Source organism: Ruegeria sp. S263 (assembly GCF_056780525.1).
The window spans coordinates 132341-156371 of record NZ_CM165558.1 but is presented as its reverse complement, the minus strand read 5'-3'; the positions used below and the strand labels follow the sequence as shown (position 1 = coordinate 156371).

Annotated in this window: 14 protein-coding genes; 11 read left to right on the top strand and 3 right to left on the bottom strand. The window is 58.1% G+C overall.

What is annotated here, in order from left to right:
* Positions 1 to 220: 220 nt before the first annotated feature.
* The 8 genes from ACT2B1_RS00765 (at position 221) to ACT2B1_RS00730 (ending at position 12704) form a co-directional block, all read left to right on the top strand.
* The gene (locus ACT2B1_RS00765; RefSeq protein ID WP_171126629.1) at positions 221 to 1801 is read left to right on the top strand and encodes an ABC transporter substrate-binding protein; all 1581 of its coding nucleotides are present in this window, start codon (positions 221 to 223) and stop codon (positions 1799 to 1801) included.
* 128 nt (positions 1802 to 1929) lie between these two features.
* Positions 1930 to 3495, top strand: a complete 1566-nt coding sequence (locus tag ACT2B1_RS00760; RefSeq protein ID WP_481668389.1) for an ABC transporter substrate-binding protein — start codon at positions 1930 to 1932, stop codon at positions 3493 to 3495.
* Positions 3496 to 3499: 4 nt separating this feature from the next.
* Positions 3500 to 4447, top strand: coding sequence for a glutathione S-transferase family protein (locus tag ACT2B1_RS00755; protein ID WP_481668388.1), 948 nt, complete (start codon positions 3500 to 3502; stop codon positions 4445 to 4447).
* Positions 4448 to 4495: 48 nt separating this feature from the next.
* Complete coding sequence (locus tag ACT2B1_RS00750; protein ID WP_481668387.1) at positions 4496 to 5476, top strand: ABC transporter permease; 981 nt, start codon at positions 4496 to 4498, stop codon at positions 5474 to 5476.
* Positions 5473 to 6423 carry an ABC transporter permease gene (locus tag ACT2B1_RS00745; protein ID WP_481668386.1) on the top strand — a complete coding sequence of 317 codons (951 nt, stop codon included), beginning with the start codon at positions 5473 to 5475 and terminating at the stop codon, positions 6421 to 6423. The genes ACT2B1_RS00750 and ACT2B1_RS00745 overlap by 4 nt, the downstream gene beginning before the upstream one ends.
* 4 nt (positions 6424 to 6427) lie before the next feature.
* Entirely contained in the window at positions 6428 to 8137 is a 1710-nt protein-coding gene (locus ACT2B1_RS00740) for an ABC transporter ATP-binding protein (RefSeq protein WP_171126632.1), read from the top strand.
* Positions 8138 to 8260: 123 nt separating this feature from the next.
* Complete coding sequence (locus ACT2B1_RS00735) at positions 8261 to 11530, top strand: adenylate/guanylate cyclase domain-containing protein (RefSeq protein WP_481668385.1); 3270 nt, start codon at positions 8261 to 8263, stop codon at positions 11528 to 11530.
* A gap of 10 nt (positions 11531 to 11540) precedes the next feature.
* Complete coding sequence (locus tag ACT2B1_RS00730; protein ID WP_481668384.1) at positions 11541 to 12704, top strand: hypothetical protein; 1164 nt, start codon at positions 11541 to 11543, stop codon at positions 12702 to 12704.
* On the opposite strand, the gene ACT2B1_RS00725 is transcribed toward ACT2B1_RS00730, so the two are convergent.
* Positions 12701 to 16330 (bottom strand): flavoprotein, encoded by a 3630-nt coding sequence (locus tag ACT2B1_RS00725; protein ID WP_481668383.1) that lies wholly within the window; start codon positions 16328 to 16330, stop codon positions 12701 to 12703. The two genes, ACT2B1_RS00730 and ACT2B1_RS00725, sit on opposite strands and share 4 nt — an antisense overlap.
* A gap of 430 nt (positions 16331 to 16760) precedes the next feature.
* On the opposite strand from ACT2B1_RS00725, the gene ACT2B1_RS00720 reads away from it, so the two are divergent.
* Complete coding sequence (locus ACT2B1_RS00720) at positions 16761 to 17867, top strand: saccharopine dehydrogenase family protein (protein WP_171212448.1); 1107 nt, start codon at positions 16761 to 16763, stop codon at positions 17865 to 17867.
* Positions 17868 to 17885: 18 nt separating this feature from the next.
* Positions 17886 to 19382, top strand: coding sequence for an L-piperidine-6-carboxylate dehydrogenase (gene amaB / locus ACT2B1_RS00715; RefSeq protein WP_481668382.1), 1497 nt, complete (start codon positions 17886 to 17888; stop codon positions 19380 to 19382).
* A 38-nt stretch (positions 19383 to 19420) separates the two neighbouring features.
* On the opposite strand, the gene ACT2B1_RS00710 is transcribed toward amaB, so the two are convergent.
* Positions 19421 to 20998: a DUF5928 domain-containing protein gene (locus tag ACT2B1_RS00710; RefSeq protein ID WP_481668381.1), complete on the bottom strand. Its 1578-nt coding sequence runs from the start codon at positions 20996 to 20998 to the stop codon at positions 19421 to 19423.
* A gap of 142 nt (positions 20999 to 21140) precedes the next feature.
* Between ACT2B1_RS00710 and ACT2B1_RS00705 the strand changes: the two genes are divergently transcribed.
* The gene (locus ACT2B1_RS00705) at positions 21141 to 21959 is read left to right on the top strand and encodes a sulfotransferase family protein (RefSeq protein ID WP_171241164.1); all 819 of its coding nucleotides are present in this window, start codon (positions 21141 to 21143) and stop codon (positions 21957 to 21959) included.
* 200 nt (positions 21960 to 22159) lie between these two features.
* Here ACT2B1_RS00705 and ilvD read toward each other — a convergent pair whose 3' ends face one another.
* A complete protein-coding gene (gene ilvD, locus ACT2B1_RS00700) occupies positions 22160 to 23992 on the bottom strand; it encodes a dihydroxy-acid dehydratase (protein ID WP_481668380.1) in 1833 nt (610 codons plus the stop codon).
* Between the last annotated feature and the right edge of the window lie 39 nt (positions 23993 to 24031).

Sequence of the window (24031 nt, the reverse complement as noted above, 5' to 3'; positions counted from 1 at the left end):
TTAGTATCAAATCTTTCCTCGACCGTACCTGTAGCAACACCCTAGACGTCGGGGTGAGGACTTGTTCTTTGGGAAAACGGAGGTTCAAACGACTTCAATTCGGTTTGGTCACAATCAGGTGTTGCAACTGTCAAAATGATCTGGATGATCATGGCCACCAGGACCGAAAAAACGGTCGGCCGTTGAAAGGCGGCATTAACGAAAACCCGGGGAGACTAAAATGATCCTAAGAAACCTGATGATTGCTGCCAGTGCGACTGCATTGATGGCGGCAGGCGCATCGGCTGAAACCTTGCGCTGGGCACGTGCTGGCGATGCGCTGACGCTTGACCCGCACTCGCAAAACGAAGGTCCGTCACACACCATTCGCCACCAGATGTACGAGCCGCTGATCATCCGGGATGTGACCGGTGCGTTTGAACCCGCGCTTGCGACCGAGTGGGGGCCCAAGGCAGATGACCCGAATGTCTGGGTCTTCAAGCTGCGCGAGGGGGTGAAATTCCATGACGGCGCTGACTTCAACGCCGAAGACGTGGTGTTCAGCTTTGAGCGCGCCAAGCAGCCGAACTCGGACATGAAAGAGCTGATCGGCTCGATCACCGAAGTGCGCGCGGTTGATGACTATACCGTCGAGATTGTCACCGATGGCCCGAACCCGATCCTGCCGTCGAACCTGACCAACCTGTTCATTTTGGACAAGGGTTGGGCCGAAGCGAACAACACCGTCAATGTGCAGGATTTCGAAGGTGGCGAGATCACTTATGCGACCACCAACGCCAACGGCACGGGACCTTATAAACTGCAAAGCCGCGAGCCTGACGTCAAAACCGTGATGGTGCGCAACGACGACTATTGGGGCATCGACCAGTTCCCGATGGAAGTGACCGAGATCGTTTATACCCCCATCCAGAACGCTGCGACCCGTGTGGCGGCGATGCTGTCGGGCGAGGTGAACTTCCTGCAGGACATGCCGGTGCAGGATATTGAGCGCGTAAACGGCGCCGATGGCCTGATGGTCAAGCAAGCCCCGCAGAACCGCGTCATTTTCTTTGGTATGAACCAGGGTTCGGACGACATCGAAGCGGATAACGTCGATGGCAAGAATCCTCTGGCCGATGTGCGGGTGCGTCAGGCGATGTCGATGGCGATCAACCGCGATGCGATCAAGCAGGTCGTGATGCGCGGTCAGTCGCAGCCTGCGGGTATGATCGCACCGCCATTCGTCAACGGCTGGACCGCCGAAATGGACGGTGAATCCTCAACCGATCTGGAAAAAGCCAAGGCACTTATGGCCGAGGCGGGCTATCCTGACGGTTTCTCGCTGCGGCTGGACTGCCCGAATGACCGCTACATCAACGATGAGGCGATCTGTCAGGCGGCCGTTGGGATGCTGGGTCAGATTGGCGTGACCGTCAACTTGGACGCCAAGCCCAAGGCGCAGCACTTCCCGCTGATCACCGACAGCAAGACCGACTTCTACATGCTGGGTTGGGGTGTTCCGACATATGACTCGGAATACATCTTCAACTTCCTGGTCCATGGCCGCGAAGACGATATCGGCACGTGGAATGGTACCGGCTATCAGGACGATGCGCTGGACGCGAAGATCAAGTCGCTGGCGTCCAACACTGATCTTGACGCACGGAATGCCGACATCGCCGACATCTGGCGCGTGGTTCAGGATGAAGCACTTTACATCCCCATTCACCACCAGGTCCTGAACTGGGGTATGGCCGACGGTGTAGGCATCGAAGTGGATGCCGAAGACCAGCCCAAGGTCAAATACTTTACCATGAACTAAATCGGTTCCAACAAGTATCAGGCAGGGCGCTAGTTTCGCGCCCTGTTTTTTTGTGTCGGCCTGAGAATTCCTTGCGTGCGCACAAAAAACCAAAAACACTCGGCAGCAGAAAACAGGGAGACATCACTATGATCCTCAGAAACAGCGCCATTGGCCTGGCCCTTTTAGCTGCGACCAGTGTTCAGGCGGCCGAGTTTAAATGGGCCTCGACCACTGATCCGCAGACCATGGATCCGCACGCCGTCAACTCGGCCCCGGTCCTGGGCTTTCTCAACAATGTCTACGAAGGGCTGGTGCGTCGCGGCAAAGACATGACGGTCGAACCCGCACTGGCCGTAAGCTGGGAGCCCATCGGAGAGGGCGACGGCTGGCGATTCAAGCTGCGTGAGGGCGTGACCTTTCATGATGGCAGCAGTTTTGATGCGCAGGACGTTCTGTTCAGCTATCAGCGCGCCTCGGGTGAGGCCGCCGATACCCGCAGTTGGTTCGCCCAGGTCAGTGAGGTGATTGTGGTAGACGATTACACCGTCGACATCATGACCACAGCACCCAACCCGCTGTTCCCGTCCTCGATCGCCAACTGGATGATCATGGATCAGGGATGGACCGAAGCCAATGATGCCGCTGTGCCCGACAAGGAATCTGGCAACTACGCCACGATCAACGCAAATGGCACCGGGGCCTTCAAGGTGACAGAGCGAGAACCGGGGTTAAAGACTGTGTTAGAGCCGCATGGCGACTGGTGGGGTGAGGTCGAGCACAACATTACCCGCGCCGAGTTCAACCCGATCCAAAACCCGGCGACCGCTGTGGCGGCGCTGCTGTCGGGCGATGTGGACATGATCAACCCTGTCCCCATTCAGGACGTTGCGCGCCTGAAGGAAAATGGCGATGTCGACGTCATTCAGGGGATCGAGGCGCGCGTGATCATGCTGGGCTTTGACCACGAAGCCGAAGCGTTGAAATACACCGATGACGCAGGCAATCCGAACCCGTTCCGTGACGTGCGGGTCCGTCAGGCCATCGCGAACGCGGTGAATGTCGATGCCATTCTCGCCACGACCATGCGTGGCAATGCCGAGGCCGCCTCGCAATTGGTCAGCCCAGCCATGAGTGGTTATTCCGAGGCCAATGCCGAACGCCCCGCCTTTGATGTCGAAGGGGCCAAGGCGCTGTTGGCCGAGGCCGGATATGCCGATGGGTTCTCGTTCGGTCTGAAATGCCCGAATGACCGCTACCTGAATGACGAAGCGGTCTGTCAGGCGATTGTCAGCATGTTGGCTCAGATCGGAGTGACGGCGGAACTGGATGCCATGCCTGTCCGCAACTATTGGCCGGAACTGCGTGAAGACAATTACGACATGTATCTGCTGGGCTGGAGCCCCGGAACCTTTGATGCCGAACATCCCGTGCGCTTCCTTGTCGCCACGCCGAACGAGGAAAAGAAACTGGGCAGTTGGAATTTCGGCGGCTACTCGAACGAGCGGGTAGATGAGCTTTTGCCGATGATTCAGTCGGAGCTGGACGCCGAAAAACGTCAGGCCATGCTGGATGAGGTGACGGCAATTTATCAGGACGACCATGTGTACGTGCCGATGTACGTGCAGCCCCTAGTCTGGGGGACCGGCAGCAATATCGACCTGACACAACGCCCGGACAATTTCTTCATCCTACGCTGGGTGACGGTGAACTGACCGCATGGGTGTAATGATCGCCGGGGTCTACCATTTGGAAGACCCCGCCCCGGACTCAAAGCTTGACGGCGCATACCGCCGTCAGGCGTCGACCATCCGCAACGCTTTGCCGGGTGATCCTGTTGAAGCGGGTCGGTTCCACCTTTACGCCGCGTGGAACTGCCCTTGGGCGCATCGGGTTTTGCTGACCCGCGCGGTCAAGGGTCTGGAAGACGTGATCACGGTCGCTTATGCCCGCCCGCGTCGAACGCCCGATGGTTGGGTCTATGACCTCGAGGGTGAGTATTCCGATTCCCTGTTCAACGTCACCGCGCTGCATCAGGTCTATGCAAGGGTTGATCCCGCCTATACCGGGCGTATCACGGTTCCCTTGCTGTGGGATCGTGTCGAAAACTGCGCTGTGTCCAATGAATCCGCCGATCTGGTGCGGATGCTGGGTACGCTTGAAGGATATGGCCCGAACCTTGCCCCGCCGGATAAGCTGGAGCAGATCGACTACTGGAACGCAAAGATTTACCCGCGCCTGAACAATGGCGTCTATCGCGCCGGGTTTGCCCGCACGCAAGAGGCGTATGAAGCCGGGTTTCAGGACGTCTTCGCCATGCTGGACGAAATCGAATCGCATCTGGACACCAAACGCTATCTTTGCGGTGACGTCCTGACCGAAGCTGATCTGCGCTTGTTTCCGACGCTTGCGCGCTTTGATGTGGCGTATCACTACGCATTCCGCTGCAATTTGCGGCGACTGGTTGACTACCCGAACCTGTGGGGATATGCGCGCGATCTCTATGCACGACCCGAGATCGGGCGGACAGTCAAACCAGACATCTATAAGGCAGGGTATTTCTCACCATCCGAGCTGAGAAATCCTCTGGGTATTGTCCCGTTGGGGCCAGAGGTCGACTGGACGGCTCCGCAGGATAGACGGTCGCTGTCACCCGCGACATCTTGACCATTCGGTCAGGGCGTGCGTAGACACGAAGATCAATGGGGAAAGTGAATGTTCGCATATATCGTCCGAAGGATGTTCCAATCCGTGATCGTGTTGCTGGTCGTGGGTCTGGTCGCGTTTTCAATGTTCCGGTTTGTTGGCGATCCGATCGACAACATGCTGGGGCAAGAGCGCACTCAGGCTGACATCGACCGCCTTCGCGCCGAGCTTGGTTTGGATCAACCGTTTCCAGTTCAATACTTCAAGTTCTTGCAAGGTGCCGTGCAGGGCAATTTCGGCGTTTCATACCGCCAAGGCCGCCCGGTGTCGACGATCATAGCCGAGCGCGCGCCTGCGACTTTGGAGCTTGCCTTTGTGTCCGGTTTCCTTGCGATCACGCTGGGCATCGCTCTGGGCGTATTTACGGCGATACGACGACAAGGGCTCGCTGCGAACGTGATCATGACTGTCAGTCTGATCGGGGTTTCGTTGCCCACGTTTCTAATCGGTATATTGCTGATCTATATCTTCTCGGTTGAACTTGACCTTCTGCCCAGCTTCGGGAGGGGCGAGACCGTTATGATTGGAGACTGGTGGTCCACAGGTTTTCTGACGACCTCGGGGCTCAAGGCGCTGATCCTCCCGGCGATCACGCTGGGCCTCTATCAGATGACACTGATCATGCGGTTGGTGCGGTCTGAAATGCTTGAGGTGATGCGCGCTGACTATGTCCGCTTTGCCCGTGCCCGTGGATTGTCGGACCGGGTGATCAACTTCCGCCATGCGCTGAAGAACACTCTGGTGCCGGTGATTACCATCACCGGATTGCAGCTTGGATCGATCATCGCTTTCGCCATCATCACCGAGACTGTGTTCCAGTGGCCGGGTGTCGGCCTGTTGTTCATAAACGCGATCCAGTTCGTCGATATTCCCGTCATGGCCGCCTATCTGATGCTGATTTCGGTCATGTTCGTGACGATCAACCTGATTGTCGATCTTCTTTACTATGCCATTGACCCGCGCCTGCGTGTCGACGCGAGGGCCACATGACCGATACTCTCGATACCCCCAAAGCCCCGGAAAAGACGCGGTTTGCCAAGTTCTGGGACAGCGATTTCGCCTGGTCCTTCCGGCATTCGCCTGTGGCGATTATTGCCACGCTGGTTGTCGTTGTTCTGGTGCTGTCGGCGATCTTTGCGCCGCTGATTGCACCGTATAACCCGTTCGATCCTTCGTCGCTGAACCTGATGAACGGGTTTACGCCGCCTGGCACACCCAACGCGTTCACACAGGAGACATTTCTGCTGGGCACCGACGATCAGGGGCGGGACGTGTTCTCGACCATCCTGTACGGGATGCGGATTTCCCTGTTCGTGGGGGCCTCAGCGGTGCTTCTGGCTTTGATTATCGGCGTTGTTCTGGGTCTGGTCGCGGCCTATTTCGGTGGCTGGATCGAGACTCTGATCATGCGGATTGCCGACGTACAGCTAACCTTCCCGGCCATTCTGGTCGCCATGCTGATCTTTGGTGTCGCAAAGGGTGTTACCCCACCGGAATACAGGGATGAGATGGCGATCTATGTTCTGATCGTCGCGATTGCCTTGTCCGACTGGGTGCAATTCGCGCGCGTGGTGCGCGGCGCGGCGCTGGTTGAGAAAAACAAGGAATACGTTCAGGCCGCGCGCCTGATCGGTCGTGGATCCTTCCCGATCATGTTCCGCCATATCTTGCCCAACGTCCTCAGCCCGGTTCTGGTGATTGCCACGATCTCATTGGCGCTGGCGATCATTGCCGAGGCGACGCTGAGTTTCCTTGGTGTTGGCGCGCCTCCGACTCAGCCGTCGCTGGGCACGCTGATCCGCATTGGGCAGGGTTTCCTGTTCTCGGGTGAGTGGTGGATTCTGTTCTTCCCGGCCTGCACCCTTCTGGCGCTGGCCTTGTCCGTAAACCTGCTGGGCGACTGGCTGCGCGACGCGCTGAACCCCAAGCTGCGGTGATTTCATGAGCCTTTTGACAATCAATGACCTGACGGTCGAATTCCCGACCCGCCGCCAATTGTTTACCGCCGTGGATCATGTGGATCTGTCGGTTGAACCGGGTGAAATCCATGGGCTTGTGGGCGAATCCGGTGCCGGTAAATCCACTATCGGGGCCGCCATCATGGGGCTGCTGGACCGCCCCGGTCGTATCGCAAGCGGTACGATCAAGCTGAGCGGCGACCAGATCAGCGGTATCGACGCCGAGGCGATGCGTGGGCTGCGCGGCAAGAAGATCTCGATGATCTTTCAGGATCCGCTGACTTCGCTCAACCCGCTGTTCACCGTGCGCGAGCAACTGGTCGAGACTATTCAGGCGCATCTGGGTGGCTCGGATGCCGAGGCCAACAAACGGGCCCGCGATCTGATTGACCGGGTGGGTATCCCTGACCCTGATACGCGGCTGGATCAATACCCGCACCAGTTCTCGGGCGGGATGCGGCAGCGTGTTGTGATCGCTCTGGCGCTTTGCACAGAACCCGACGTGATCATTGCGGATGAGCCGACGACCGCGCTGGATGTGTCTGTTCAGGCGCAGATTCTGGACTTGATCAAGGAACTCGCGACCGAACGGCAGGTGGGCGTCATTCTGATCACGCACGACATGGGTGTGATTGCAGACACCACCGACAAGGTGACGGTGATGTATGCGGGTAAGGTCGTCGAAAGTGGCCCGACATCGCAAGTCATGGGCCAGCCGACCCACGAATATACCAAATCCCTGATCGCCGCCGTGCCGCGCCCGACGCTGAAACTGCATCGCTTTCCCCAGATCAGCTATGGCGGGCGCGAAACCCGCTTTGCGATCGAGGATATGGCCCGCCACTGGCCCAAGGTCGACAATGACACCAGCAAGCCTGTGTTCGAAATTCGCAACTTGACCAAGAAGTTCCTGCAAAAGCGTGGGCTTTTGCCATGGGACCGCACCTATTTCACCGCAGTTGACGATGTCAGCTTTGATATTCGCGCGGGCGAGGTGTTTGGCGTGGTGGGCGAGTCCGGCTCGGGCAAGTCCACGGTCGCGCGGATGATCGCAGGGCTGTATCCGGTTGACGGCGGGTCGATCACTTTTGAAGGCAAGGTGGTCAGCGACCTGACCGACAAAGCCGCGCTGGATGCCTATCGCAAGAACATCCAGATGATCTTTCAGGACCCGTATTCCTCGTTGAACCCACGGATGCGCGTGGATGAGATCGTGGCCGAACCGATCCGTCATCACAGGTTGATGGACGGAACCGACATCAAGCGCCGCGTGGATGAGCTGTTGGATCAGGTGGGGCTGGGTCACGAGGCCGGGTTGAAATACCCGCATGAATTCTCGGGCGGTCAGCGTCAGCGGATTTCGATTGCGCGCGCCCTTGCCACGCAGCCGCGTTTCCTGATCTGTGACGAACCGACCAGTGCGCTGGACGTGTCGATTCAGGCTCAAATCCTGAACATCCTGAAGGATTTGCAGGAACATCTGGGTCTGACCTTGCTGTTCATCAGCCATGACCTTCCGGTGGTGCGCCAGATGTGCGACCGGGTCGCGGTTATGAAACAGGGCAAGGTGGTCGAACTGCAAGAGACCAACGATCTGTTTGCCAACCCGCAAACTGAATACGCAAGCGAATTGCTGCGCCTGATGCCCAAACTCGACGATCTGTCGACCGAGGGATTGGAAGCTGAAACTTGAACCCAACGCCCGATTTTCGGGCTTTGGGCTATACCAAAAAATTAAATTAGTTAACGATTGCAGACTCGGACGGGTCTGCTGTGCTACGCCTATGTCTGAAGTTGGGGGCTTCAGAGGGGCGATATGTCTCAGGACCTTAGGGACTGGCTAAGCGCACTTGGTTTGTCTGACTATGCGCAGGCCTTTTTGGATAACAAAATTGATTTCGCAATTTTGCCCGATCTGACGGGCGAAGACCTGATCGAAATCGGAGTGACCGCCGTCGGTGACCGCCGGCGTCTTTTGCGTGCGATTTCCGAACTTGAACCGGTCGACCTTGTTCAACCTTATGAACCGCAAACCCCGCTTGAGCCCGCAAAGCGACAAGTCACGGTCATGTTCGCGGACCTCACAGGGTTTACCCGGCTGTCCAGCGAGTTGGACGCCGAGGACATGCACGCGCTGCTGAACGAGTTCTTTCACAAGGTGGATCACGTCGTCGAAAAATTCGGCGGACGGATCGACAAGCATATCGGCGACGCGGTGATGGCTGTATTCGGCGCGCCGATTTCACACACCAACGATACCGAACGCGCAGCGCGGGCTGCGTTGGAGATTCATGCGGCTCTGCCCACCCTGACACGGCCCCTTTCCTGCCATATCGGAATCGCATCGGGGCAGGTCATCGCCAGCACGACAGGCAGCGAAGCCCATACCGAATACACCGTCACCGGCGACGGGGTGAACCTTGCCTCGCGGGTGACAGACATGGCTGCGCCGGGTGAAACGCTTGTGTCACATGACATTCAGCGCGCGTTGGGGCCGCTTTTCGTGGGCGAGTCCATGGGGGCCAAGGCCATCAAGGGCCTGAACGAACCCATCGAGCTTTGGCGGCTGGATCGGATGGCGCGGAACATCCGTTCGCGCCGTCACCGTTTTGTGGGTCGCGAGCGCGAGATGTCGTTGTTCTCGGCCACGTTCGACCGATGCCAGCGGCACGGCAAGGGCGAGGTTCATATCGTTCTGGGTGAGCCGGGCATCGGCAAGACGCACCTGTCCGAACAGGTTGCCGAACTTGCCGACAGCTTGTCTTACGCCGTGCATACCGGCGTCGTCATGGATTTCGGTGCGCGCGAGGGGCATTCAGCCATTCAATCCGTAGCGCGCAGCATGTTGGGGCTTGAGGCAACCGATAACGCCGAAACCTGCGCTGAGGTGGCCAAAAGCGCAATCGGCAAGGGTTGGGTGTCGCCGTCCAATGCCACGCATTTGAACGCGCTGCTTGAACTTGAACAGGACCCCGGACTGGCCGAAGTCTATGCAGTCATGGACAATGCCACCCGCCTGCGCGGGCGGCGTCAGGTGATTGACGAGTTGATTGCCGCCTGCAGTCAGGACAGCCCGCTCTTGATCCAGATCGAGGATATCCACTGGGCGACGCCCGACATCCTGACGGCTTGCGCCCATATCGCGGCCGCTACGCGTGACCTGCCTTGTGTGTTGCTGATGACCAGCCGTGTCGAAGGCGACCCGATTGATCGCGATTGGCAGCTTGGCACCGAGGGCGCGCTGGTTTCGAAACTGGAACTGGCACCTATGGGGGATGATCAGGCCCGGCAACTGGTCGAAGAGTTCACCGGCATAGACCCCGAACTTCTGGACGCCTGTGTGCGTCGGGCAGGTGGCAACCCGCTGTTTCTTGAGCAGTTGCTGCGCAATATCGACGTGCTCAAGCGAGACTCGGTTCCCGGAAGTATCCAAGGCATTGTTCAGTCACGGCTGGATGCATTGGATCCGTCCAGCCGATCCGCGATTCAGGCGGCCTCGGTTCTGGGGCAACGTTTCTGGCCTGAGGTTTTGAACTTTATTCTGGGAAAAGGGCATCTGGATACCTCGACACTGATCCGCTCGGCCCTGATCCGCGAGGCAGGGACAGATCTGATGTTTGCGCACGCCCTGATCCGGGACGGGTCCTATGCCACGCTGGTAAAGTCCGAGCGTACACGGCTGCACCGCGAGGCTGCCAAATGGTTTGAAGAGCGGGACGCGACCCTGCGCGCACAGCATTTGGATCGCGCCGGGGCCAGCAACGCGGCGCAAGCCTATCTTGAAGCCGCCGAGAACCTGATTCTGGGCTTCCAATATGATGAAGCCAGCCCCCTGATCGAGCGCGCTTTGGAATTACCGGCCCCGGATGGTGTTCGGTTCGATCTGTTGTGCGCACGCGGGGAAACGCACCGGTTGCAGGGATATTCAGAAGACGCGCTGCGCGAGTTCAAAGAGGCAGCCAGTCTTGCCGAGACCGATGAGCAGACCTGCCGCGCCTATATCGGGTTGGCGCAAACCGACCGGCAGGCAAGCCTGTACCAAGAGGCGCTGGATAGCCTTGAAATCGCCGAGGCCGCCGCTGAACGCTGCGGATCGGAAAGAGACATCGCGCAGATCAACTATGTGCGCGGCAATATCTATTTCCCGCTGGGTCAGGTCGAAAAGGCACTGGCCAGCAATGAAAAAGCGCTGACTTTGGCGCGCAAGTTACAATCGGCGCGGTTGGAGGTGGGCGCTCTTAGCGGCTTTGGTGACGCCAATTTCATGAATGCCACCATGCGGTCGGCGACCGGGTTTTACACGCAGGCCGTCGAGCGCGCGCGCGAAGAAGGATTGGTGCGGGATATGGCTGCGAACCTTCACAATCTCAGCGTTGCGCGCAGCTATTCCGGCGACGTGGCGCAAGGCAAGGTGGACGCGCAGGAAGCCATAGAGATTTCGCAGAAGTACTTTGCCTTTGTGCCGGAATGTGTGGCCCAAACATGTCTTGGTGTGGCGCAGACCTTTTTGGGTGAAATGGACGGCGCGCTGGAGTCCTTTACCCTCTCGGCCGAAATTGCCGCCCGAGTTGGGGCCAAGCGGCTGGAGGCGCAGGCGCTGGAGCATCTGGCACGTACACAGGTCTATGCCGGGCAGAAGGATCAGGCGCGCGAAACAGGTCGGCGGGCCGTGGACATTGCGTTGGAACATGGGCGCAACTTTGTGGGGCCAAAGGCGCTGTCAGCGCTGGCCTTGGCTGAAACAGACCCTGACAAACAGGATCAACACTTGAAACTGGGCGCACAGATCATTGCCGAGGGCTGCGTCGGGCACAGCCATTTGCATTTCTACCCCGATGCAAGCGCCGTCATGCTGGCGCGGCAGGAATGGGACAAGGCCACCGGATATGCCGACGCATTGGCCCGTTTTACCGCCGATGAGCCTTTGCCAATGGTCGATCTTTCGATCCAGCACACCAAGGTTCTGGCCGCGTGCGGTGGTTGGGGCATCCCGTTAAGCGCACATGAAGAGTTTGAGGCGCTGGGCGCGGGTTTCTCTGAGATGGGCATCACACAGTCCCTGGTCGGACGTCTGGACCAAGTTTGAAAGGGACTGAATGAGTATCGAAAAGAAGGTTTGGTTGATTTCCGGTGCCCTGACACTTGGGCTGCTAGTCTTGTTGTTCAAACTGTTGGTCGAGCTGAATCACTTCGAGGGCGATCCGACGCAACTGCCTGATCAGGCATCGGTGGATGGCTACCTGCAAGACTTGGAAAACGTGCCGGAGTATCAGGTCAGGACCGGAATTTTCATCAAGTCGTTTGTTTTCACCGATGCCAGCGATGTCCATGTCACCGGATATGTCTGGCAGCATTACGAAGACGGTGTGCATGACGCGATCAAACCGACCGGCGATGCTGTCGGGTTCGTGCTGCCCGATGCCTCGGATGCCGCCAGCGGGATGATCGAAGAAGCCTATCGCATGGATCAGGACGGCGAAGAACTGATCGGCTGGTATTTTGAACAGACCCTACGGCAGAATTTCGACTACACCAGCTATCCCTTCGACCATAAAACCGTATGGGTCCGGTTCTGGCCCGCCAGTTTCGACACCGCCGTGGCCCTGATCCCCGATTTCGCGGCCTATCCAGCCACGGGTCCCGACGACATATTCGGGATCGACAGCCGCATCGTCATGGGCACGTGGGAGCGGGAGAATACCTATTTCGACTATCGCCTGTCCGATCTGGGCACCACGCTGGGCATCAGTGATGCCGAATTCCAGACCAACCTGCCCGAGTTGCACTATAACTTTGTCATCAAGCGCAACTTCGGCAACGCCTTCGTCGTTCACATGATCCCCCTGATCGTCGTTACGATGCTGCTGTTTGGCGCAGTCATGACCGTGACCCGCCGGCCCGAGTTGATCGAGCGGCACGATTTCAGCACCTCTAGCGTGATTGGCACCTGTTCGGTTCTGTTCTTCGTGATCCTGCTGGCGCATGTGCAACTGCGTGAAGGCTTTGCCGGATCGCCGGTGATCTACATGGAGTCGTTCTTTTTCCTGATGTATTTCCTGCTGCTGGCCGTGTCCGTGAACACCTACCTGTTCGCGTCCGAGGCCGTGCCGTCCCTGCGGTTCATCCACTACCGGGACAACCTGATCCCAAAGGCCGCGTTCTGGCCCTTTGTGTTGACTTGCACGGTGGCGATCACGGCCTATAACCTTAGTCTCAAGGCCGACCCCGAGGATGAAGCCGTGATCGAGATGCTTAACTAGGGCGTTGGCTGGAACCCCGGTTTCGGCGTGCCCGTGGCCATGTCCAGCGTGTATTCCGCCACGATGCCGGACGTGCCGTCGGCCCATTGGTCCAGATATTTGGTCGGGTGGGCGATGACGTAGACATAGGCAGGCTTCTTGACCCCGTCCATCAGCACGTTGATCCGCTTGCGGACATAGACATTCTCGGGCGAGCCGGGGCCGTGATAGCCTTCGAGCTTGTCCAACTCCTTCAGCCCCGAGGATGAGACGCGATAGACCTCACCCCGGATGGGTTCGCCACGCCCTTTCTGATCGACCAGCGTGGCCATCCGGTGCAGGTAGCCGCAATTGGGATTGTCGCAATGCGGCTCGTGCGGGACGATCAGGGGCATGCGTTGCCGGGTAACGGCCTCACCCACGAAATCGTCTAGCACGTCTGCATGGGCGTCGTGGTTGGGGAACCCTTTCTTGAGCGACCCGTAGGTGAAATACAGATAGGTCCGCTCGCGGTCGTCGATCAGATCATTGTCGTGGTCTTCCTCGGGCGCGATGACGGTATGGGCATTGGCCCAGTCATCCAGCATGGCCCTGATCTTGGGTTTGACCTGCTTTACGTCTTTGGCATTCTTCGGGTCCCGCAGGAAGTTGATGCAGTTGCTGGCGTCGATCCCCGGCGCGCCTAGAAGCACTTCGACCATTTTGGCCGAGTTGTTCATCACCGCCACATGCAGGCTGGTAAACCCGTGATCGTTGGTGGCGTTGACGTCGATGCCGCGGTTAATCAACTCCTGCGCCGCCTCAAGATCGGGCTTGCCAAGGTTCTGGCCGTTTTCATGCAGCTCGCCTTCGCCCCCCGCCGCATAGTGCAGAAGGGTATCGCCGTTGCTGTCATCCACGATGTCGATCCCGGCCATGCCCTTGTCGATAGCGTCAAAAACACGAGTCCATTGCGCGAACTCGTCCGAGGCCGCGGCCTCCTGCGCCCATTTGCAGATATTGTGTTCCTGATCGGCCAGTTCTTCGAACGCCTCGTCCAACACCTCCATGATCTGATCCGGGGTGGCCATCATGCCGATCCCCATCATGCCGTTGGACAATCGACCCTTGCGCGGGCCAACGATATCGACCCCCAGATCGCGCAGTTTTTCGACATTGTTCTGGGTGGTGACATTGTTCCACATGTTTGTGTTGCAAGCCGGGCAGAGGATCACCGGCTTGTTCCGGTATTGCCATGCCACAAAGACCGAGGTCAGCAGGTTGTCGGCGATCCCGTTGGCGATCTTGCCCATCGTGTTGCAGGTCACCGGCGCCACGATCACGCAGTCTGCCCAGTCACACAGCGCCAGATGCGAGGCACGCAGGGGCATCCCGAACTCGGTATAGCGGAAATTCCATTCGTCATCGTCGCGGTAATAGTCGTGATGCGAGATGTAATCTTCGATCGTTTTTGGTTTGGCTTTCTTGATATTGCCGGTTTCCTCTTCGACCTCGATATCGCGGAAAAACTTCTCGGCTGACACGGACGGGATCAGCTTGACGTTATGCCCCGCATCCTTGATCCGCTTGACCAGATCGGGAACCTTGTCTGCCGCCGACGACCCGCAGGCACACAGCAGCACATTGCGCTTTTCGCTGGGCGCATCGGTCAACCCGCCCTTGGGGTAGCCAAAGATGTTCTTGTCCAGACTGGGCGATTCATGGCGCAGCAACACCGGCAGCCCGGCTTCCTTGACGCTTTGCTGAAAGCTGCCATCCAGCACAACATCGACAATATCTTTTCTGCGACCCAGGCATTCGCCCTTGAAGAACAGGTAGGGTGGGTTTTCCTTCCCAGTCATTATCGTCAATTGCCGCCGCATTTTCATCACGTTGGCCCCATGGCCTTCGACGTCAATCAGCCGGGCACTGGTGATGCCGATATTGGCCAGCATACTGCGCAGCATATAGGACCAGGGGTCCTCATCCGCGTAGAACAGCACAATCGGGTTGGTGTTGACGATGCGTTCGACATCCGTGGGGTCTTCGGGCGGTTCATGTTCCTCGATCACCAACATTGACGGGTTTCCGAGGTCGCGCAGACCGCGGAAGATATGCCCGCGCGGGGCCTGCCATACTTGCGAGGTTGCCGGGCTCATATCCACGACCGTGACCAGATCGGTCTTTTCGTCATAGGCGATGCAAAGGCACCAGAACTCTTCCAGCAGGGCTGTCTCGCGAAAGACATTTGCGGGGGGGCGGATGACCTCGAACCCCAGCACGCGGTTGAAATCAATATTGATCATCAGATGGCGATCGTCGTGCGCGTTCAGGCTGTGCAACTGATCGCGGAACCAGTCCTCGGGCGATTTGTCGTCCTTGTCGGGGCGTTCTGCATAGCTTCGGAAAGTGCTGCCCAGATGCACGTCAGGTGTCTGGCTGAGATAGCGCTGCGCCAGCGCGTGCATCTCTTTGGCCGTGGAAACCCGGCTGAGCGCGTCTGTCAGATTGGCCTGTGTCGCGATCAGCAGCTTGTCTTCGTCGACCTGCTGGTCGCCCAGAATGTTCAGGCTTTCGGCCAAAACCCCCATCGAGTTCATGTTAGGGCTGGCCCGCCGGAACAGGTTGCGGCGTTTCTTGGGGTCTTTTGCCAGATATTCGGTGCTGTCTACGTAATTGCAATCCTGTTGCAGCGTTTGCAGCGTGGTCTTCACCGCATCCAATGCCGAGAACCGCAAAATCCCCCGCGACCGCATCGAGGTTCCGTCGCGGTCGGACATACCTGCCCATAGCCGGTCAATCGTCGTCACCCACAGCTTGCCGTATTTCTCGGGGTGGACATCCATCATATGCACCAACCCGGTGCTGGGGTTGCATTTCGCGATGATCGCAAAGTGACCGCCGGGCATGTTCTGTTTGCCATGCGCCACGCCGACCTGAAAATTCGCCACCAGAATGTCGTTGTCGCCGCCCACCCGGTTGGATTCGTCAATCGCCGCAAGCAGCAGATCGACCGAGGTCGTGGCCTCGTCCATGAAATAGGCCTGCACTTGTATCTTCTTGCGCAGGCCCTGCGTGTGGATGAATGTGCAGGCGACGTCATAAAGTTCGCCCAATGAAATCCCGTCATTCACAACAAAGGATGTGGGCAAAGCGCATTCGCGGAAGATGTCGTTGACCTCGCAACTGAAGCCCAATGCCGACATGCTGAGCGCGGCCGCCGTGACACTGCAACAGTTGATCGGTTGCTGGAAGTTCTGCAAATGCACGCTGACCAGATCGCCGAACAGGGTTGCGTAACAGGCTTCGCGGATTTTGACCGGGATTTCGAACCATTGGTTGCTGGACAGGTAAGCCAGCTTGGTGCCGGGCGTGGCCACGGCCTCGAGGCTGACGGGAATGTCAAAGATTTCAAGATGCTCTTCATAGAAATAGTCGCCGGTATCGGCGGTGGTCAAAGTTTTTCCGTCCTGCCGTAACTGGACGATGCCGGACAGAACGACATACATGCCCTGCGGAGGCAGAACCGTTTTTTCTGCAATGTCGAAGAATTCGAAGTGCGCGTTAATTGCCGCGCTGTCGCTGGATGAAAGAATGGAATGAATCAGTTTCCAATCCCCATCCGTCGGCTCGAATGGTTTTGAATTGTCAATCGGATCTTTTGGCACGCTTATTCCCCCTGAACTCGTCTTGAAACTATCACTGACCAACACCGGCTCTTGGCTGGTAACGGGCCCCAAATCGGTTAGCTGGAAACGAAACCGCCCCTCATAGCGCCCGGCGCTGGATGGGCTGGAGTTTGCAAGGAATTAGTGCGCAAAACCGGCCCAATAGAGCGCACATTATCGTATTTGTTGACGAAAATCACTGATCCAGTTGGGGTGGCGCCCCCTGCCAACGGCACGGGGGTCAATGGTTGATTGCGCTCAGGTCACAACACGCAATAGGGGTCGGTCGCGGCGGGTGGCGCCAAGATTTCGTCACCATGATGAAAACTCCGACACTATGACGGATCATTCCGTGTTTCCGACAAGATAACCCCTGCGAGCCGGACAAGCGGCCCGTCATACTTTCAGAAAACGAAAGAGGAGGCGCGTTTTGAGCTGGAATATCTGTGTTATCGGAGCAGGCAAGATCGGTCAGATGATCGCGACCCTGCTAAAATCTTCGTCCAATTACTCGGTCACGGTTGCGGATCGTGATCTGTCAGCCCTGTCGGTTCTGAACCGCCAAGGCATTGCGACCCGGCAGATCGACGTCAGCAACGCGGCGCAATTGGCCAAGGCGCTGACCGGCTTTGATGCCGTCATCTCGGCCGCTCCGTTTTTTCTGACCCCGCAAATCGCCAATGCCGCCAAGGCTGCAGGCGCACATTACTTTGACCTGACCGAGGATGTTGCGGCCACCAATGCCGTGCGCGAATTGGCCAAAGACAGCGCAACAGCATTCATGCCGCAATGTGGTCTGGCACCCGGGTTTGTCGGAATTGCCGGGGCAGCGCTGGCGTCAGAGTTTGATGAGTTGGACAGTTTGCACATGCGGGTTGGTGCTTTACCGCTTTATCCGACCAATGCGCTGAAATACAATCTGACATGGTCCACCGACGGGCTGATCAACGAGTACTGCAACCCCTGCGATGCCATCGTGAACGGCGACCGGGTCAAGACTGCGCCGCTGGAAGATTACGAGGTGCTGGGCCATGACGGGGTGGAATATGAGTGTTTCAACACCTCGGGTGGCTTGGGCACATTACCCGAAACGCTGGACGGCAAGGCCCGGGCAGTATCCTATCGCTCGATCCGGTATCCCGGTCATTGCGATATCCTGAAACTGCTGCTCAAGGATCTGGGGCTGGAGCGTCGCCGCGATCTGCTCAAGGATATTTTCGAGACCGCCCTTCCGCGCACGGATCAAGACGTGGTGCTGGTCTATTGCACCGCAAAAGGCATGATCGACGGAAGCTTGCGCGAGAAGTCCCTGATCAACAAAAGCTATGCCCGCAAGATCAACGGACAGGTCTGGAGCGCCATTCAAGTCACCACCGCCGCAGGTGTGCTGGGTGTGGTCGATCTGATGCGCACGGGCGCGCTGCCTGCCAAGGGCTTTGTCCGGCAGGAACAGGTGGCCCTGTCTGATTTCCTGAACACCGAATTTGGCCAGCTTTACCGCGCTGGCGACGCAACCCCACAGAACAAGGCGGCCTGAGATATGAAAGACATCGTGATGACTGCGCAAACAACCCTTGCCAATCTGGACCTGACAGCGGCTGAGCTGACCGGCGGCACTCTGCCGGTGCATTCCCCCATCGACGGCAGCCTGCTGGCCGAGGTGCATGAAACCCCGGCGAGCGACATGGAGGCGGTGTTTGCCAATGCCAAAACTGCATTCAAAGCCTGGCGTACTGTACCCGCCCCGCGCCGGGGCGAGTTGATCCGCCTGCTGGGCGAGGAACTACGTGCCGCCAAAGAAGATCTGGGCGCGCTGGTCAGTTGGGAGGCTGGCAAGATCACCTCGGAAGGTTTGGGCGAAGTGCAAGAGATGATCGACATCTGCGACTTTGCCGTAGGTCTGTCGCGGCAGCTTTATGGCCTGACCATCGCCTCTGAACGCCCCGGCCACCGGATGATGGAGACATGGCACCCGGCGGGGCCGGTCGGCGTGATCTCGGCCTTCAACTTCCCGGTTGCGGTCTGGTCGTGGAACGCGGCGATTGCACTGGTCTGCGGCGATACGGTGATCTGGAAACCGTCCGAAAAGACGCCGCTGACCGCGATGGCCTGCCAGAAGATCTTTGAACGCGCACTAGCCCGTTTCGGCGATGCGCCCGACCACCTGCTGCAAACCCTGATCGGCGGTGCCGCGCTGGGCGAGGCGCTGGTCGCCAGCGAGGATTTGCCGGTGATTTCGGCCACCGGTTCCACCCGCATGGGCCGCGCGGTTGCCCCCGTGGTGGCATCCCGCTTTGGTAAGTGCATTCTGGAACTGGGCGGCAACAACGCGATGATCGTTGGCCCTTCGGCCAATCTGGAAATGGCGGTGCGCGCGATCGTGTTCTCGGCTGTGGGTACGGCTGGTCAGCGCTGCACCACGCTGCGCCGCCTGATCGTGCATAACTCGATCCGTGAGGAGCTGGTGGGCCGCCTGAAAAGGGCCTATGCCGGTCTGCCTATCGGCAACCCGCTGACCGAGGGCACTTTGATCGGCCCACTGGTCGATGAGGCATCCGGCGCGGCCATGATCGCTGCTTTGGAATCGGCCAAAGCTGAGGGCGGTGCGGTATTCGGAGGCCAGCGCGTGACCGACGGTGTGCCGGATGGCGTCTATATGCAACCCGCCATCGTTGAGATGCCCGGCCAGACGGCGACCGTGAAAACCGAGACTTTTGCGCCGATCCTTTATGTGATGGGCTATGACGATTTCGACGACGCCATCGACATCCAGAACGACGTGCCACAAGGCCTGTCGTCCTGCGTGTTCACCCTAAACATGCGCGAGGCCGAGCAATTCCTGACCGCAGCCGGATCGGATTGCGGAATCGCCAACGTCAATATCGGGCCGTCGGGGGCCGAGATCGGCGGTGCCTTTGGCGGTGAGAAAGAAACAGGAGGCGGGCGCGAAAGCGGCTCTGACGCGTGGAAGGCCTATATGCGGCGCCAGACCAATACGGTTAACTACTCGGCTGAATTGCCGCTGGCGCAGGGCGTCAAGTTCGACATCTGAACATCCAGACCGGCGATGCCCCAAGCGTCGCCGGGTTTTTAATCGGCGAACAGGTAGTCCAACTGCAAGATTGCCCGGGCCTTGTCTGGTGAGACACCCAAAAACGCTGTAATTGCCGCTTCCTTTTCTGCAGGAGTATCGGTTTCCCGAATACGCTGGTAACTGCCAAGACCGGCCCCCTGTATCAACTCGGATTCGTAGGCAAGCGCGTTGCGTAGGGTTGGCACAAGTTCGGCTACGGTCTCGTCGGGGCTGTTCTCACCAGCCAGACCTATGCGTCGGGCGTGGCCGATCAAGTAAGCATCTGAATACGCGCAATCAATCTCCAACACATGCGCATGGGACTGGTCGGCATTAAAATCCTCAATGATCTCAAGGTTGGCGGGATCGACGCAAATAACCAGCTTGTCCGTTTCGAAATTGTCGAACAGCAAACGCACGACCGCGCGCCGGTGCCGAGACCGTTTTCCCAGCGTGGTTTCTATGCCGCCCAGATCGGGCAGGGCCGTGTCTTCTTCATTAAACAGGTATTCGATACAGGGGATGTCTGTCTCGGACATAATCTGATCGACGAGCCGTTTGGCGACATGCCATTTCTTACAGACGATCAGATAAACTTCGCGGTTTGGTCCAAGGGTATTGCCCGCCTCCCAGAACCGTTGACCATACCGGCGTCCAACGCGGCCGCGCCCGGTCAGGAACCTGTGCAGGTTTCGCCCTTCATCCGTTATCCGGAACGTGACGCCTTCGGTGGCATAGAGTTTGCCCAGCCTGTCTTTCAGATCATGAGCTTCAGAGCTGATCTTGCGGGCAAACAGATAATCCTGCCCCAGCAACATATCATAATGGTCGTTGTAAAACGTGACCGGCATTCCATAGTCCGAGAACATCAGGAATGTAGGCGTGCGGTTCTGGATTTCTTCTTTCGAAACAAGATGGCGAACCAGGGTCTGAAAGAAAGTCTCATCCGGAATCCAGGTGGTTGAGAAAAAGCGGATCACATCCGGGCGCTTCTTCAGGAATTCCAGAATCATCTCGATCGTCCGGCGGCGCAGGCACCACCACTGGCTGCCGATCATGACCTGAATGTCGTCGGGAACGTCGCGGGTCAAACCAAAGCGCTTTTGCAGCTCGTAAGCGGCATAGAACCATCGGCTTTGTGTTCTTTCGTTGAAGTAATGCCGATAGATCAGCCGGTCTTCCTTCATCCCGGTCTTGATCCACTTGCTTTCAAAGAAGTCGTGGCTTTCGATGAAATCCATGTCGCGCTCGTCCAGAAAACGATGTGCGTATTCCGCCGTCTTGATTGCCATGCAGTCGCCCGACAGCATGTAGAAATGCGTTGCACGAGGAAATGCATCCACCGCCGCTTCGATGGCGTGCAGGGTGGCCTGAACCAAAGACCACTCTCCCCAGCCACATCTGATCCGCTTGGTTGCGAAAGTGACGTTTGCGTTGTGCGCAAGAGCGTCCCGAATTTGGGCATAGGCCGCGGCGCTGGCGCGTGCGTCGAAGTGAATGGCCATGCAATCCCCAGCGGCGGTCAATTGCTCGGCTTGTGCAATGATGGCCTCGGGGTCTTTGTGGCACAGCAATATATAGGCAATCCTGGCCATTTCAGTTCTGTGAATTCCGTTTCTGCCCGTTTCCAACCGTGATACTGAGGATGAGCGATTGAATAAACATAATATTTTTGGTTTTTTGATCTCAAAAGCGGGTAGAAATTTTAGGTTCTGACACGCGGAGGAGGCAAAGCAGATGGGTTTTCCCGGCACATGGATGACCGAGAGCGAAAGCATGGTGTATCGGGTTGTGCCGAAATGCGCCTGCTCAACTATTGGACAGATCATGTATTATTCGGATCATGGTCGGTTCTTTGATGGTGATATTCACGACGCAGATGACGGAATGCACAAATGGGCGTTCGAGAACAGTCAGGATGTGATTTCCCAAAATATCCGAAACCACTCGTCTTATACCTTCACCTGTGTCCGCAATCCTTACACGCGTATCCTCAGCTCCTTTTTTGACAAGATCTGCGGCATTCAGCGAAACGGCAAACGGTACCGGGGCAATCTGGTGCCGACGCTGATCTATAATTACGGGATCGAGGTTGGTGGGGATGACGGAAAGGGCGAGTTCGACCAGATCGCCAGCTTCCGCCGGTTTCTGCTGTTTGCGCGTGATACGATCCGTTGGCGCAGGCCGATGGACCCCGATATTCACTGGTCGGCCATGTCAGGCCATGTCTCGACCTTTATCGTCAACGGCGGGCGGTATGACCGGATTTTCTGGACCGAAGCGTTCAACGACGGAATGCAGGATGTCCTGAACCATCTGGATACGCCGCATAATGTGGAGCTGTCCACAATCCCGCGCTTCAACGAATCTGAGGGGCATGGCCCAAAGCGCGCGCATCCGGTTGCAGACTATTTTGACGACCTCTCGATGCACCTGGTCTACGAAATCTACAAGCAAGATTTCGAGCTGTTCCGGTATGATTTTGAGAACCCGGCTAACAAGATGCCAATTGGTGAAATTGATCTGGATGAGGTTCATGCCAAACTTGGCGACTGAGTAAGGGGCAGGTTCTCCCGCTCATTATCAATGTCTCTGACGAGACATCTCCTCTGGTTGGGCCCGGCGCCGCGCACCGCGCGGCGCCGGGCCCAAGACTGAACGGGGTATCGGCGCAGCCGATGGCGTAGTTCGGGCGCGGGAGGGTTTGGGTGGTTGGAAAACCCGGCCCGTCATAATCGCGCGCCGGGTTAACATAGTCACAACTGGCGCACAGCTCCCTTAGCCGCACTTGTCGTCAGCTTGGCATAGGCCTTCAGCGCCGTGGACACCTTGCGCTTGCGCGGCGCGGCAGGTTCCCAGCCTTTTTCGTCCTGTTCTTCCCGGCGCGCGGCCAGTTCTTCGTCGGACACCGCCAGATGGATCGAGCGGTTGGGGATGTCGATCTCGATCTTGTCGCCCTGATGCACCAGACCGATGACGCCACCTTCGGCCGCTTCGGGCGAGACGTGGCCGATCGAAAGGCCCGAGGTGCCACCCGAAAACCGCCCGTCGGTCAGCAGCGCGCAAGCTTTGCCCAGCCCCTTGGATTTCAGATACGAGGTCGGGTACAGCATTTCCTGCATCCCCGGGCCACCGCGCGGGCCTTCGTACCGGATAACGACCACGTCGCCCTCTTTCACTTTGCCGGTCAGGATGTCGTTCACCGCCTGATCCTGGCTTTCGCAGACATAGGCCGAGCCGGTGAAGGTCAGGCTGGCAGGGTCCACACCGGCGGTTTTCACGATACAGCCGTCGCGCGCGATGTTGCCGAACAGCACCGCCAGACCTCCATCCTGACTGAACGCGTGTTCCTTGGACCGGATCACGCCGCCTTCGCGGTCGGTGTCCAGTTCCTTGTACCTATTCGATTGGCTGAACGCCTGCGTGGTGCGGACGCCACCCGGCGCGGCCTTGAACAAATCCTGCGCCTTGGGGTTGTTGGCGACCTTAATATCCCAATTGGCAATTGCTTCACCCATCGTTGCCGAATGCACGGTGCTACAATCATCGTGCAGCAGACCGGCGCGGCTGAGTTCGCCGAGGATCGAGAAGATGCCGCCCGCGCGGTGAACGTCTTCCATATGCACGTTCTCTGTGTTTGGCGCGACCTTGCACAAACAGGGTACTTCGCGGCTGAGTCGGTCCATATCGGACATGGTGAAGTGCACCTCGCCCTCATGCGCGATGGCCAGCAGGTGCAGCACGGTGTTGGTGGACCCGCCCATGGCGATGTCCAGCGACATGGCGTTCTCGAACGCATCAAATGTGGCGATTTCGCGGGGCAGGAAGCCCTTTTCATCCAGATCATAGTGGCGCTTGGTGATCTCGACGATGCGGCGACCGGCCTCAAGGAACAGCTCTTTGCGGTCTGAGTGCGTGGCCAGCGTGGACCCATTGCCCGGCAGGGCCAGACCCAGCGCCTCGGCCAGACAGTTCATCGAGTTCGCGGTGAACATGCCCGAGCACGACCCACAGGTCGGGCAGGCGTTTTCCTCGATATGCTGGACCTGTTCGTCGGTGTACTTGTCGTCGGCCGCGGCGACCATCGCGTCCACAAGGTCGATCTTTTTCACATCCAGATCGGCGATGTCGATCTTTCCGGCCTCCATCGGCCCGCCCGAGACAAAGATCGCGGGGATGTTCAGGCGCATGGCAGCCATCAGCATGCCCGGCGTGATCTTGTCGCAATTCGAGATGCATACCATCGCATCGGCACAATGCGCGTTGACCATGTATTCGACCGAATCTGCGATCACCTCTCGTGAGGGAAGTGAATACAGCATGCCGTCATGGCCCATGGCGATCCCGTCATCCACGGCGATGGTGTTGAACTCTTTGGCGACACCACCGGCGGCCTCGACCTCGCGGGCAACCATCTGGCCGAGGTCCTTCAGGTGAACGTGGCCCGGCACAAACTGCGTGAACGAGTTGACGATTGCGATGATCGGCTTGCCGAAATCGTCATCCTGCATCCCGGTGGCGCGCCACAGGCCGCGGGCACCGGCCATGTTGCGGCCATGGGTAGAGGTTCTGGATCGGTACATTGGCATGATGCTGTTTCCCTTATGCCCCGGTTGCGATGGCGGGGT

What these genes read in the sequence shown, in the direction of transcription:
- ACT2B1_RS00765 (WP_171126629.1), top strand. Translation starts at nt 221, where the DNA reads ATGATCCTAAGAAACCTGATGATTGCTGCCAGTGCGACTGCATTGATG.
- ACT2B1_RS00760 (WP_481668389.1), top strand. Translation starts at nt 1,930, where the DNA reads ATGATCCTCAGAAACAGCGCCATTGGCCTGGCCCTTTTAGCTGCGACC.
- ACT2B1_RS00755 (WP_481668388.1), top strand. Translation starts at nt 3,500, where the DNA reads ATGGGTGTAATGATCGCCGGGGTCTACCATTTGGAAGACCCCGCCCCG.
- ACT2B1_RS00750 (WP_481668387.1), top strand. Translation starts at nt 4,496, where the DNA reads ATGTTCGCATATATCGTCCGAAGGATGTTCCAATCCGTGATCGTGTTG.
- ACT2B1_RS00745 (WP_481668386.1), top strand. Translation starts at nt 5,473, where the DNA reads ATGACCGATACTCTCGATACCCCCAAAGCCCCGGAAAAGACGCGGTTT.
- ACT2B1_RS00740 (WP_171126632.1), top strand. Translation starts at nt 6,428, where the DNA reads ATGAGCCTTTTGACAATCAATGACCTGACGGTCGAATTCCCGACCCGC.
- ACT2B1_RS00735 (WP_481668385.1), top strand. Translation starts at nt 8,261, where the DNA reads ATGTCTCAGGACCTTAGGGACTGGCTAAGCGCACTTGGTTTGTCTGAC.
- ACT2B1_RS00730 (WP_481668384.1), top strand. Translation starts at nt 11,541, where the DNA reads ATGAGTATCGAAAAGAAGGTTTGGTTGATTTCCGGTGCCCTGACACTT.
- amaB (WP_481668382.1), top strand. Translation starts at nt 17,886, where the DNA reads ATGACTGCGCAAACAACCCTTGCCAATCTGGACCTGACAGCGGCTGAG.
- ACT2B1_RS00710 (WP_481668381.1), bottom strand. Translation starts at nt 20,998, where the DNA reads ATGGCCAGGATTGCCTATATATTGCTGTGCCACAAAGACCCCGAGGCC.
- ACT2B1_RS00705 (WP_171241164.1), top strand. Translation starts at nt 21,141, where the DNA reads ATGGGTTTTCCCGGCACATGGATGACCGAGAGCGAAAGCATGGTGTAT.
- ilvD (WP_481668380.1), bottom strand. Translation starts at nt 23,992, where the DNA reads ATGCCAATGTACCGATCCAGAACCTCTACCCATGGCCGCAACATGGCC.